This window comes from Pseudomonas sp. St316, assembly GCF_018325905.1.
In the GTDB taxonomy this organism is placed as follows: domain Bacteria; phylum Pseudomonadota; class Gammaproteobacteria; order Pseudomonadales; family Pseudomonadaceae; genus Aquipseudomonas.
On the sequence record NZ_AP021901.1, the window covers coordinates 5,368,563 to 5,380,052 of the forward strand.

The following is an 11,490-nucleotide window of genomic DNA, read 5'->3' on the forward strand; positions in this document are numbered from 1 at the left end:
CTCCTTAATCCCAGGCCGAAACCGGTGGGGTTGCCACGGGCTTGAGGTCCACTTCCGGCAGGACCACCCATACGTCTGCCGGCAATACCGGGCCCCATTCAGCCAAGCCCGGATTGAGCAGCCAGAGCGCCTCCTCGACGATATCGTCACAACGCCCGAGCTCGCGGTACAGCAACAGATTCACCGAATCACCGGCGATACTTCGAACCCTACGCATTGGCGAACTCCGTCAATTCAACCACCCAGCCGACCACCATTGCCGTGCCGTCATCAATGATCTCGGTCTGGGTTTCCGTGACCTTGTTGATCTGCCACAGGCCCCAATTGCGACCGATGCCATCGACCAACGGCACGGGCACGCGCTGCGCCTGCAAGGCGCGCAACTCATCGAGGCGATCCATGGCGGTCGCGTACATCGACTTGCCGGTGATCGTCAGCCCTTGCAGGCCTTGCCCGACTTGGCTGGACTTGGGTTTGCTGGTAAGGATATCGATGCTCTTCCAGCCACCGTCCGAGGTGCGCACCAGGCTGTGGTACGCAAAGTTTCTGGACAGGCCGAAAATGAAACTGCCCAGGGCCATTTGCTGACGCATCACGTACCTCCGTCGGTCAGGGCCGCGTCACTGCGCATGGCGAGTGAGTTGGGCATGGTAGTCAAGCCAAACTGGCCCGAGAGCTGCTGCACCACCAGGTTGGCCAATTGACTGGCGCTGGCCTGGTCTTGGCCGTTGATGTAGATGTTGGCGGTCATGGTGTTCTGTTGCGTGGTGGTCTGGGCGTTGGTCAGGTCTTTGCTGAGCTGGTCTGGAGCGGCGAGTCTGTCGACGGGGGCGACGAGCTTCTCACCCAGAGACGCGCCGGCATCGCTCCCCAACCAGCCGCCCAGCAGTCCGCCAATCAGGCCACCAATGGCCGTGCCAATCACCGGAACGACACTCCCCAAGGCCGCACCGGCCGCAGACCCCGCTGCAGCGCCTGCCCAGCCGCCACCCGCAGCGCCCAGGCCTGCGCCCATCATTCGTTTGTCGCCGGTAAGGACACCCTCGGCCACATCAGCGACGGCGCCGACTACTTTCAATGGGCCGGGAGCCCTGCGAGTCATCGAGCGTAATGAGGCCGTTGGCCCGAGTGAAAGACGCCCAGCGCCGCCCAGCGAGCCTCGTGTACTGACGCGTATTTTCGGCCTGCTCGTGGACTCGGTACGCTGGTTGGCGTTGCGTGTATCCAGCTTGTCCCCACGAGGATTTCTGAAATCTTCGGAGATCACCTCACCCAATCGGCCAGGAAGGTGCGGGGCGGCCTTACCCAATACCCGCTTGGCCGCTTGGTTGCTCATCTCATCCGCCATGGCCTTGAGCAGCGCCCCCACCAGCGGTTTGATCGCCGCGCCAATCAACACAATGGCCGCGGCGGCTTTAGGTGAGGACTCAGCCAACTCACTCATGCCATCGGCCAGCGATCCCAGCCACTGGAACGAGGTATCCGCCAAAGGCGTCACGGCATTGCCGGTGGCCACCGACAAACGCTCGCTGCGGGCGTTAAGGACGTTCAACTGACCTTGCCGGGTTTTCGACAGCGCCAACGCGTCCTGTCGCACCGAGCCGTCGTTGCCCAGTTGTGAAGTGGCGTATTGGCCTGGGTCTTTCACCTGCCAGAACGCGGCGTTCACATCGTCGAGCTTCTGCGACATGCGCAGCACCGCTTCATCGCCAGTGCCAAACAGCGAAGAGGCAAGGGTCGAGCGTTTTTCGGGCGGCTGCGCGTTCAAGGCCGCCAGCACTGACATCACCACCCCCGGCGCGACGTCCTTGTCACGCAAGCCGCTCGCCACCTCTTTGGGATCAAGCCCCAGTTGCTTCCAGGCCGCTTGCTCGGTCGCGGAGGCCTGATCGCCCTTGCCTAAAGCGGTCGTGAAGTGATCGAGCGCCACACCCGCTTCAGCTTGTTGCGCGCCAGTATTGAGCAGTGCCGCCGTCAGTGCCGCCGCTTGGGCAGGCTGCAGGCCCGCCGAGGTGGCGGCCGCACCGTCACGCTGCAACACAGTGCCGATCTCACTCGCTTTCGCACCACCGGGAATCTTGCTCAGGTGGTTGGTTGCATCCGCCAGATCAAACGCTCTCTCTGCGCTGAGTTTCATGGAAGTGCGCCAGCCGAGCACCATCTCAGCGGCTTCCATGGCCGGCATTTTGAACGTCGCGGCTGTGACACCTGCATCACTGGCGAAGCGCAACAGTGCCAACTGCCGGTCCGAGGCATTGGGCAGATCGCTGCCGACTCCTGCCCTGGCCGCCAGGCTTTGCATCCTCACCACCTCAACCGCCGTGGTGCCTGCGGCCGCCACCAATGGCGCACTGGCGATACGCTGGGTTGGTTGCGCCATCTCCGCAATCTGGCGAGGCGTGAATTGGCCGGCCTGCTTCAGATCGGCCACGGCCGAATCCATCGCTATCGCCGGTTTGAGCAGCGCCGGTGGTTCGATACCGCCCCCCGACCTACCCTTTGGCTCATTGGCCGACTCACCCTTGGCGCCTGCGCCCATGGCTTGGGAAAACAATCGTTGCGCCGAAAGCTTCACCGTCAGCGACTCGATCGCCGTGGTCAGCAGGCCGAGCTTGAGCCCAAGCGTTTCCAACGCCAGATCGAGGCTCGCCAGTTGATCCCTGGCGAACGCGCCTTGTGCTGACACACCGCTCGTGAGGCTGGTATTACCGAACGCCAACCCACGCTCATCGAAGGCTGCGTATTTGAGCGAATATCTATCGTCCGCCATCCCGCTCTACTCCTGTTTCACGCCAAGGCGAGTGATCGCAATGTCGTAGCGGCGCAAGGCCTTGCCGGCGTCCCACTCCAGGATTTCCGCCTCACTTACCGAGTAAATGAGCGGCACCACATCGAGAATCACTTCGATGTCGCGCTCCGAAAGAAGTCCGCCGGTTTGTTTAAAAAATCGTCAATGCGTACCTGAAGCTGTGTCCAGTCGGGCACGGTCAACAGGCCCAGGTCGGGAATCATCAGCCCAGTGCAATGGGCCGTGATGAACTCGGCGCGTTCCTTGGCCGTCTTCAGTTTCTTCATCGCCTTGGTCGCGCGCAGCACCGGCATTTCCAGGGTCAGCGCGGTCAGGCTGCGGCCCGCTACGTCGAGTGGTTGCAGCAGTTGCACTTGGTCGGGATCGGCCTGTGGGTCATCCAGAAAGTACGACGCCGGGCGCGTGGACATCTCGTGCACGTACTGGGCGATGCTCACGTAGTCCGGGCGTTTGAGCTGGTCGAGTGCCTTGACCGACAGGCCGGTGGCCAATTTGGCCAGCTCGAAGAACTGATCGTCTTCGTCATCGCCGGCACGGGCCAGGGCGTCTTTCTGCGCGGCGTAGTACAGCGGCTTGAGTTGGATTTGTTCGATCTGCGACTCGTCGTCACCGGTGATCGGCGACAGCAAGACGTGAACGGGAGGTGTCCAGGACATGAAATGAATTCCTTGCTGAATCGTGGGGAGGTATTGCGCAATGCCGGTCAGTCAAGATGTGCAACCTGTGTGGGAGCGAGCTTGCTCGCGATGGCGGCGGTACATTCAGCATCAGGAGGTCTGATACACCGTTATCGCGAGCAAGCTCACTCCCACAGGGGATTGTGGTTAGCTGACAGGCCGTTGTTTAAGGCAACAACACCGCACGCCGCGCATCACCGAGGATGTCGACGCCGTTGAGCACGAACTTCTGGGTGCGCACGTCGATGTCGATCACCGGAACGCCGTTTTCCAGACGGTTGTAGGTGCGGCAGGACAGCTCAAGGTTGGTCTTGGGCTTCTCGCTCATTTTCAGCGGGGTTTCCTCGAGGGATTTCAACTTGCCGCCCACCGTGTGGTAGGTGAACCAGGTGTTGCCGTCCTGATCCTGGCCAGCTTCACGCACGTTCAGCAGAATGTCGTCGCCCACGCTCACGCCCAGTGCCAGCATGATTTCCGGGCCGAGGCCTTGCAGCGTCAACTTGGCCGTCAGTACCTTGCCGCCCTTGGCCATTTCCTCGCCAATGAAGCGGCCGCCACGCATCTCTTCCATGTCGAATTCGATCTTCGGCGGGCTGAACTCTTCCACCGTCGCCGACAACGGCAGGCCTTGCAGGGTGGCCGCGATGGCCTGTCTTACGCGGTTGGTAAACATTAGAGAACGTCCTCCAGGAACTGCTCGATGATTTCATCGCGGGCATTGAGTTGATAAATCATGTGTTCGTTCGGCGCGTAGCGGCCGTAGTCAATGACCACGTACCAGGTGCCGTTCTTGTACTTCTCGACGCTGTTCAATTCCGGGTGCAGGTACACGCTGCCGCCGGGGATGGTTTCGTCGGCCACCAGGGTTTGCAGCCAGTCGTTGATGCGCTTGACCTCCTGGTCCATGAACGACTTGGTCAGGTTCTTGGCCATGGCCTTCTGGCCGGCTTTCACCAGCTTGCGGCTGATGGCATCTTCCAGGCCGACGTAGCTGATGAACTTGCCGGTGATGGAGCGGTTACCCAGCAACGAGAAGCCGCCGAGGATGGTCCGGGCGTAGTAGCTGACGCCGTAGCGATTGAGCAGATCGCCTTCGGTGGAGGTGTCGAGGATGTTGTATTCGACGGTGCGCGAAACGTCCTCGGCATAGGTCACCTGGTTGCCCGGGCTCTCCCATTGCTTGACCTTGGCCAGCGCGGCAATCGCCAGGCTGGAAGGCGACAGGAAGACGTTTTTCTTCGCCGCTTTCGAGTACACGGCAGGCATGTTGTGCACCACCAGGCAACGGTCGAAACCCAGGTCCGCACCGCCCAGTTCCTGGCTGTAGGTCACTTGGTCGGCGACCGAGGCGTCCTTGCCGTCGAGCACCACACGCGCCTTGATGCGCTTGCCGAACGAAGCGAACTCGCTCGCCACGGCCTTGCTACCGGTAAAGCCCGGCGCGCCGATGATGGTCAGGTCTTCAGCGACCCCACTCAACGCCGCCAGGCCCAGTTTGCGACCGGTCTGCGCTTCGATGCCGCCGATGACGTTGTTCTGCGTATCGGCCAGCGTCGCACCCTCTTCGACGATGACCACGTAGACCGGCACCTTGACCACTTTGAGAATCTGGTAGACCGCCTGGAACAGCGTCCCCGCCTCGGCACCGGTCGGGTCCAACTGGGCATGGGTGGTGAAGCTGTTGATGCGGAACGGGGTGTTTTTCGGAATCAGCAGATTGGCATTCGGCGCGGTGCCGACCAGCCCGATGACGTTGTCCCCCAGGCCACCCATGGCCTCGGGAGATTCGGTGGCATTGACGGTAATGCCGTTGTGCTCGAAGTTCAAAACCTCAGCCATGGTTATTCAGCCTTTTTGGTGGCGGCCTTTTTGGCCGGGGTGGATGCAGAAGCCGGTTCGACGACTTCGGTTTTTTTCAGCGCCAGGCGACCGGCGCTGCGCAAGGCGTTGGCCTCGACGTCGAGCAGATCGAGTTCCTGGCCGATGCTCGACCAATGGCCGCCGCCGGTGGGGAATGGGAGGAGTACGGTGTAGGTTTGGCGTAGTGCCATTTCTGTTTCTCCGGATATGAAAAAGCCCCTTGGGAAAGGGGCTTTGAGGTTTTGGACGGATAAGAAAACGCCCCGACGGTGCGGGGCGTTTACTGGGATTGCTCGGCGAGCCAGAGAGGTGCAATCGGCCGGGATTCCAAGGAAGGAAAGTCAGATGTTTGCGGCCAGTCCCGAAGCGCCTGGCGATACGAGAGCAGCACGGGAAACTGCTCTGCATTCAACGTAGGAGCCAACTCTAACTCCTGTTCTTCACGGTGACGTGCGACCAACCATTCAGTGCTTCGAATTTCAGAATCGCGCCAGTTACGCTCGAAGGCGATCAATTGATCTGGCGATATCACCCGGTCAAAGGACTTGGGCCAACCATTGACGACCTTTATTTCTTTGCCTTGATCAATCTCATCTCTCAAGGCTTGGTACACTTCCTGAGAAAGTTCTACACACTCCTTCCCGACTGCATCGCCATAAGGTTCTCCGGGATAAAAGCCACCTGTCTCTGCGCAAAAAAATACAGTCATGATCAATATCCCCAATATTCCCAAGTTCCAACGGTATTGCTGAGTGAAACGGCAGAGTTGTTATTCACACAGACCAAGATAGTGCTCTTGGAGGTGCCGTTAGGCCGGGGCTGAGCATTCGACAAACCTTGACTATGGACTGTCCCCGAACCGGAAAGAAGCCCATTTGGAAACGCTTTAGGCAGCGTGATTGTTAGCGTTGTATAAGCACCGCCAGCAATCGCAGAGGCCGCATTGAAGGTTCCCCATTGGCGAATTAGTCCACCCGGATAATGCTGATATCCACTCGCGCCTACCGAAACTTTAAAATCATCACTGGTGACCCCTACCAACCAACCCGTCCACTCTCCCGCGTTTTGCATGACACGCACGGCAAAGATCGGCGTCTGTCCGCTGGATAGACCTCCAGTGATTCGCTGAACCAGGTAGTTGTTACTGGCATAGCCCTCGACAACAAGGCTGTAGCGTAATGACGGAGACCAGCCGAGCGGGATGTTTAGCAAACCAGCCAAAGGGGTCAAATAATTACCGGGGACCAGATAATTATCCATGTCAACTTCAGTTCTCAAGAATCCTCGACCAGCGCCAAAGGCGCCGACGGTCATAAGTACGCCGGCAGTCAGATCAAGCGGACTTGCCTGCCTCCTCATTGCAGTAGACAACGCATCCGGGACCGATCCGTTCTCCGCATACCAGGTAATACCCGCGCCAGTCGACAGAGTGATGCTATCCAGTGTATTGAGCACCAACTGATTAGCAGCAATACCCGCCACATAATCCGTACCTTGCAGGACGATGGTTGCAGTACCGGTCGACACGTTCAGCAGATTGATAGTGCCGCCATTGAACCCCGTGCTTGCCTTAGGCAAAGTGATATTCACCGGATTCGCCGAATTGATGATGAACGACTTACCGAACGCATCTGTGGTCAGAACGGTACTCGCGTCCAGCCCACCAATGCTTGAATGGTTACCGAGCGCACGCTGCACAAACGCAGTCGTCGCGAGTTGCTGATTGTTGTTGCTGACCGGTGCAGTCGGAGCCGTCGGGACGCCCAGCAACGCGGGCGAATTGAGCGGCGCAAACCCTTGAGTGATGTTCTGAAACGCCAACGCCGTAGTGCCCAGTACGATCAAACCATCGGTAATCAACTGCCAGATCGTATTGGCAAGCGTCGCGCCCTCCTCCACCGAGACAATCAACCCCGAAGTCACCTCGGCACTCGCATCGGCATCCTTTGCCCGAACCCAAGCGCCGTTCGCGACAACGTAAATACCGTTGTCTTTCGCCAAAGTCTGGGATTTGACCAAGACACGATTCCCGGCGATCACCGCAACACCATCGATCGCCTGCGCGCCACTCAAGACAATATTGGCTGTCGTTGCCACCCGCACAGATTGCTTGTTGTCGAGCTTGGCGAGTTCGTCAGCCACATAGCCGGCAACCCAAGCCCGCGTCGCCTTGACCACCGTATCGTCAATCAGCAACGTCACCAGCTCAGCATTACTGGTCTCGAAAATCGACCGGATGTAGAACTCTTTGCCCGAACCGGACGTCGCCAACACCGGTTTGAACGACTCCGGATACTTGACGATCGCGTACAGGATCCCGGTATCGGTCCAGATTCCGGCCTCACGCACATACCAGCCACCCACCTCAGGTGGGATGGTGACCTCAGCGAGTAACCAGCTCGGGTTTTTCTCATCCTGGAACAGCGCGTTCAATGGCCCGCGCCACACTTCGCGCTTGAGTGCCGTCGCTGTTGCAGCCGGGTTGTATTCCGCGCCGCCGCCGTCGCCGACGGAAATCTGTGACAGTTTGATCGGTACGCCCGTCGCCTTGCAGGCGGTTTCGTAGGCAATCCCCGCGTCGGTAAGCAGGGTGTAGTAGTCGGCCATTTAGGACCCCTGTGGATAAATAGTGGAAGTTTCGACGGTGTAGAGCCCTGCAGCCATGAAGGACTGGCCCGAGGCTTCAAGGCCCTGGATGACAATCGGATAAACCGTGGTCAGCTCGCCGCACACCGTGGCGGCCCCGATGACGTGGCGACCGGAGGCACTCAAGCCGACCGACACCGTCAAGGTGTCGCGTTCGCTCTTGGCGTCGGCCAGGCGCCGGTCAAGGCGGGCGTCGATTTCTTCGCTGTAGGGCTGCTCGGTAAATGCCCTGACGGAAAAACTGTAGGGCGGGCCGGGTGGCGTTTGCTCATACCAGGCGCGCACTTCAGGCATCAGTTGCAAACCCTTGGCGGCATTTTCCAGCGCCTTTCGCGTCCCGGCCTGCCGGGCGGTGGGCCAGGCGAGCTCAACGGTCAGGCGCTTCTGCGCCTCAGGTGCCGCGGAGCTCCACTCGTTGACCCCACGATCCGCCGCGAGATACGGCAGGAATGCCAGGGGCGTGGTCGCCGGGTTCATCAGTTCGGGAAACGGCGGATCGATGCCTTCGAGCAACCGGGCGAAACCCAGATCGAGCGCTCGTTCCAACGGTGAGCTGTTGGCCGGCAACAGGCTCGGGTGAGGTGTGTCGTCACTCATAACGTATCCACCTCGACCTCGATACCCGTGCAATACGGCGCCTGGAAAGCCGTGGTCACGATCGGTGCAAGCGGCTCGAGAATCTGCAGCTGAACCGCGCCCGCGCTGTGCAGCGTGTAGTCGATCCAGCTCGGGTCCACCCGACCTTCCAGGCGATGACAAGCTTGGGCATATGCCTGCAACTGCTGCTCGGCGGCAACCTGAGTCAACCCCGAATCCGGGCCGGCATTGATCTTCGCCACGACACGGATTTTGTAGGGTTTGATCTGCGCGGCCTGGACGATGACCCGATCCGTTTCCGGTCGCACATCAGGCCGAGCGAAATGCTCGCGAACGCCGTCGAGCAGCGCCTCGGACGGTGTGCCATTGCCCTCTCGGGACAGCACCGTGACCGTGACTTCGCCTGGCGCAGTGCGGCGGCCATTGCCGTCCTTGACCTGCGCCGCATAGCCATCCGGGTCGAAGGTGTAGGTAACCGTTACCACGCCCGCCGAGGCATTTTCCACCTTCACGACGGGCCGCTCACCCAAGGTAAAAATCTCCCGCCGATACTGCATGCGCGAGCCGGCCGCCGGGGCATGGGGGGCCAGGTAGTAGCGCAACCGGGCGTCATCGTCGCTCTCGTAGACTGCGGGAACGGGCGGAAACGCTGCAGGATCACCGGGATCAAGCAACTGGCGCTCCAAGCCCATGTCGGCGAGCCGCGCATCGAGGTTGCTGCCCGTGGCCCACCACGCCAGCATCTGCTGGATGCGGGCGTTGTACTTGCGTTCGTGGGTTTGCAGGCGGACACAGAACGCCTCGAGGGCGAGGGTCAGCAATTCGCTTTGGTTTTCGAGACTGTCCACCAGCTTCGCCGCGCTGGCGGGCGAACGGGCACCGACGTACTCGACCACGAAGGTCTTGAATTCGGCGAGCAAATCCTCGAACGCTTCGACGGTGACGATGGCCGGTTCCGCCAGTTGGTTCTGGCCGGGTATCAACATGCTCATGTCACCACCTCGAAAGTCTGTTTGCGGTTTTTCCAGGTGCCGGCGAAACGCAACAACAAGCCGGCGCCGTGTCGGCTGGCGACAATGATCTGCGGTTCAAAATCATCGATGCCGTTGTCCGGGTTGTAGAACGCTTGGGCCGCGTGGCTCTGGGCAAGGATCAGCAGGTCGTCGCCGAGGTTCTGCCCCAGCAACTGCGTGAGGGCGCAGCCATACAGCGGACGCTTCTGGCGAGTGCCCAACGGTGTGGTCAGGGCCCGGGTGGCGCGCTGCACGAACTGCAGCCAGTCGTCGACCGTGACGCCGGTATTTCGATCGATTCCAATCATGGGGAAATCTCTTATGCGGTACTGATGACACGTCCCTGGTGATCCACCACCGGGCCGCTCAGGTGCACACCGGAGGCGTCGAGCCGAATGCCGACGGCGCCCAGTTGCCATTCGATGGCATCGGGCGTCATCGCCAGCCGCGCCAGGCCAATGTTCAACTGCAGGGCTTCGCGGGAACCGCTGAACGTCGCCGGGCCGTTTTGCCAGTGCAGGACATGACTGCCGTGGTCGTAGCCGTTTTCCGTACCGTCCTGATAGAGGCGACGCGTCAGCGAGGCCTGGGTCGAGACGGGCGGGAACTGACCGCCGTTGAGGCCGAACAGCGCCACCGCCTGTCCACCGCTCTCACCGCCGCCATGGTTGAGCAACAGGCATTGCTCGCCCACGGACGGAATCCGCGACTCGCTCTGGGTCCCGGCGCTCGGGTTGAAAAAACGGATCGCCGGGGTCAGCAGACCGCCATGGCTGACCTTGCAGGTGTTGCTGGCGGCGTCGACCTCCTGGCAAACGCCGATGCGGCAGAAACTCTCCGCCCGCCGATGCAGGTCTTCCAGCTCGGTTTCCATCTGCGCCAGACGCTCGATGATCGGCCCCAGATGCATCCGTAGCAGCGCATCAAACATGGCTCAGCCCTCGAGTGCGGTGTATTGGTCCGGGTCGTCGATGTTCGAGACTTCCCAGGTACGGGCAAATTTCGGGATGCCCAACGGGTCCTCCAGCAGCGTCGGGCCCAAGTACAAGGTTTGGTGGAATAAAAGGGTCCAGGCGGTGTACGTCCGTGCCGGGCTGATGAACGTGGACGCAAGACCATCGATCTCCGTGGGCAGATCGCATTGGTCGCCCGACAGTCCCCAGCGGTTGTCCACGACCAGGTGTTTCAGCTCACCGGCCAGGTCGCACGCTTCCCATCCCGGAACGGCCATGACCACCTGCAGGGAAACCGTCAGGACATGGGCGATACGCCCGTCGTTGGCGCGGTTGCCTGACGCATCACGTTCAATGGCAATCAGCACCCAGGGCTGGTCGTCGGTGCCATCAAAATCCTGAGGGCTGCCGATTTTCAAAGTCGGATAAGTGGCGCGCAGCGTCTGGGCAATGGCGGCGAACAGCTGCGACGGTTTTTCGATAAGGACGGGCATTGATCGCCTCCTTGTGTATGGATCAACAATGTCGATTCATGGCTGGTCGGGAGGAACGTCCCGCGGTGGCACTTCGCAGACGCCAATCCGCTTGGCGACCCAGCGCTCGTAAAGACCGATCGCCACATCGGCACCGGCCATGGCGGTCAGGCAACCCAGGGCGCAGGCGCTCCAGATCGACATGCCGAGGGCGTACAACAGCATGGTTGCCGACACGCCGCAGACCACGCAGGCACCGGAGCGCAAGGCCAGGCGCCGCAACAGCGACCAGCCGCGGGCGCCCTCCTTGTCGGCGCGCCACATCTCGCCGGACACCCCGCCCACCAGGGCGAGCACGATGACCAGCCAGATCGGCATGTCCAGCAACGCTTGTTGCTCGTTTGTCATGTCTCGTTTCCTGGGGATGATTAATATTGGACGGGTAAGTTTTTTTGAAATGGA

The 11,490-nt window shown here is 60.6% G+C and carries 15 protein-coding genes; all 15 read right to left on the minus strand.

From position 1 onward, the window contains the following. Positions 1 to 4: 4 nt before the first annotated feature. On the minus strand, positions 5 to 217 hold the full coding sequence (locus KI237_RS23990; RefSeq protein WP_212797339.1) for a tail protein X: 213 nt from the start codon (positions 215 to 217) through the stop codon (positions 5 to 7). Then, a complete protein-coding gene (locus KI237_RS23995; RefSeq protein WP_038857206.1) occupies positions 210 to 593 on the minus strand; it encodes a phage tail protein in 384 nt (127 codons plus the stop codon). The genes KI237_RS23990 and KI237_RS23995 overlap by 8 nt, the downstream gene beginning before the upstream one ends. Then, positions 593 to 2,770 carry a phage tail tape measure protein gene (locus KI237_RS24000; RefSeq protein ID WP_212797340.1) on the minus strand — a complete coding sequence of 726 codons (2,178 nt, stop codon included), beginning with the start codon at positions 2,768 to 2,770 and terminating at the stop codon, positions 593 to 595. The genes KI237_RS23995 and KI237_RS24000 overlap by 1 nt, the downstream gene beginning before the upstream one ends. A 128-nt stretch (positions 2,771 to 2,898) precedes the next feature. Then, positions 2,899 to 3,465, minus strand: coding sequence for a phage tail assembly protein (locus KI237_RS24005; protein WP_212797341.1), 567 nt, complete (start codon positions 3,463 to 3,465; stop codon positions 2,899 to 2,901). A gap of 187 nt (positions 3,466 to 3,652) precedes the next feature. Next, on the minus strand, positions 3,653 to 4,159 hold the full coding sequence (locus KI237_RS24010) for a phage major tail tube protein (protein WP_212797342.1): 507 nt from the start codon (positions 4,157 to 4,159) through the stop codon (positions 3,653 to 3,655). Continuing rightward, positions 4,159 to 5,325, minus strand: coding sequence for a phage tail sheath protein (locus KI237_RS24015; protein WP_212797343.1), 1,167 nt, complete (start codon positions 5,323 to 5,325; stop codon positions 4,159 to 4,161). Before KI237_RS24015 ends, KI237_RS24010 begins: the two co-directional genes overlap by 1 nt. A 2-nt stretch (positions 5,326 to 5,327) precedes the next feature. Then, positions 5,328 to 5,537: a hypothetical protein gene (locus KI237_RS24020; protein WP_212797344.1), complete on the minus strand. Its 210-nt coding sequence runs from the start codon at positions 5,535 to 5,537 to the stop codon at positions 5,328 to 5,330. Positions 5,538 to 5,626: 89 nt separating this feature from the next. Further along, positions 5,627 to 6,055 (minus strand): phage tail assembly chaperone, encoded by a 429-nt coding sequence (locus KI237_RS24025; protein WP_212797345.1) that lies wholly within the window; start codon positions 6,053 to 6,055, stop codon positions 5,627 to 5,629. 2 nt (positions 6,056 to 6,057) lie between these two features. Further along, positions 6,058 to 7,953: a phage tail protein gene (locus tag KI237_RS30635; protein WP_249410663.1), complete on the minus strand. Its 1,896-nt coding sequence runs from the start codon at positions 7,951 to 7,953 to the stop codon at positions 6,058 to 6,060. After that, positions 7,954 to 8,589, minus strand: coding sequence for a phage tail protein I (locus KI237_RS24035; protein ID WP_212797346.1), 636 nt, complete (start codon positions 8,587 to 8,589; stop codon positions 7,954 to 7,956). It abuts the gene before it with no gap. After that, entirely contained in the window at positions 8,586 to 9,581 is a 996-nt protein-coding gene (locus KI237_RS24040; RefSeq protein WP_212797347.1) for a baseplate J/gp47 family protein, read from the minus strand. Before KI237_RS24040 ends, KI237_RS24035 begins: the two co-directional genes overlap by 4 nt. Continuing rightward, on the minus strand, positions 9,578 to 9,910 hold the full coding sequence (locus tag KI237_RS24045) for a phage baseplate protein (protein WP_212797348.1): 333 nt from the start codon (positions 9,908 to 9,910) through the stop codon (positions 9,578 to 9,580). The genes KI237_RS24040 and KI237_RS24045 overlap by 4 nt, the downstream gene beginning before the upstream one ends. Before the next feature lie 11 nt (positions 9,911 to 9,921). Further along, positions 9,922 to 10,533 carry a phage baseplate assembly protein V gene (locus tag KI237_RS24050; RefSeq protein WP_212797349.1) on the minus strand — a complete coding sequence of 204 codons (612 nt, stop codon included), beginning with the start codon at positions 10,531 to 10,533 and terminating at the stop codon, positions 9,922 to 9,924. Positions 10,534 to 10,536: 3 nt separating this feature from the next. Beyond that, positions 10,537 to 11,049, minus strand: coding sequence for a hypothetical protein (locus KI237_RS24055; protein WP_212797350.1), 513 nt, complete (start codon positions 11,047 to 11,049; stop codon positions 10,537 to 10,539). A 36-nt stretch (positions 11,050 to 11,085) separates the two neighbouring features. Next, positions 11,086 to 11,436, minus strand: coding sequence for a phage holin family protein (locus tag KI237_RS24060; RefSeq protein ID WP_135843944.1), 351 nt, complete (start codon positions 11,434 to 11,436; stop codon positions 11,086 to 11,088). Positions 11,437 to 11,490 lie beyond the last annotated feature (54 nt).

Coding starts and splice junctions, on each gene's coding strand:
- KI237_RS23990 (WP_212797339.1), bottom strand. CDS start 217: ATGCGTAGGGTTCGAAGTATCGCCGGTGATTCGGTGAATCTGTTGCTG.
- KI237_RS23995 (WP_038857206.1), bottom strand. CDS start 593: ATGCGTCAGCAAATGGCCCTGGGCAGTTTCATTTTCGGCCTGTCCAGA.
- KI237_RS24000 (WP_212797340.1), bottom strand. CDS start 2,770: ATGGCGGACGATAGATATTCGCTCAAATACGCAGCCTTCGATGAGCGT.
- KI237_RS24005 (WP_212797341.1), bottom strand. CDS start 3,465: ATGTCCTGGACACCTCCCGTTCACGTCTTGCTGTCGCCGATCACCGGT.
- KI237_RS24010 (WP_212797342.1), bottom strand. CDS start 4,159: ATGTTTACCAACCGCGTAAGACAGGCCATCGCGGCCACCCTGCAAGGC.
- KI237_RS24015 (WP_212797343.1), bottom strand. CDS start 5,325: ATGGCTGAGGTTTTGAACTTCGAGCACAACGGCATTACCGTCAATGCC.
- KI237_RS24020 (WP_212797344.1), bottom strand. CDS start 5,537: ATGGCACTACGCCAAACCTACACCGTACTCCTCCCATTCCCCACCGGC.
- KI237_RS24025 (WP_212797345.1), bottom strand. CDS start 6,055: ATGACTGTATTTTTTTGCGCAGAGACAGGTGGCTTTTATCCCGGAGAA.
- KI237_RS30635 (WP_249410663.1), bottom strand. CDS start 7,953: ATGGCCGACTACTACACCCTGCTTACCGACGCGGGGATTGCCTACGAA.
- KI237_RS24035 (WP_212797346.1), bottom strand. CDS start 8,589: ATGAGTGACGACACACCTCACCCGAGCCTGTTGCCGGCCAACAGCTCA.
- KI237_RS24040 (WP_212797347.1), bottom strand. CDS start 9,581: ATGAGCATGTTGATACCCGGCCAGAACCAACTGGCGGAACCGGCCATC.
- KI237_RS24045 (WP_212797348.1), bottom strand. CDS start 9,910: ATGATTGGAATCGATCGAAATACCGGCGTCACGGTCGACGACTGGCTG.
- KI237_RS24050 (WP_212797349.1), bottom strand. CDS start 10,533: ATGTTTGATGCGCTGCTACGGATGCATCTGGGGCCGATCATCGAGCGT.
- KI237_RS24055 (WP_212797350.1), bottom strand. CDS start 11,049: ATGCCCGTCCTTATCGAAAAACCGTCGCAGCTGTTCGCCGCCATTGCC.
- KI237_RS24060 (WP_135843944.1), bottom strand. CDS start 11,436: ATGACAAACGAGCAACAAGCGTTGCTGGACATGCCGATCTGGCTGGTC.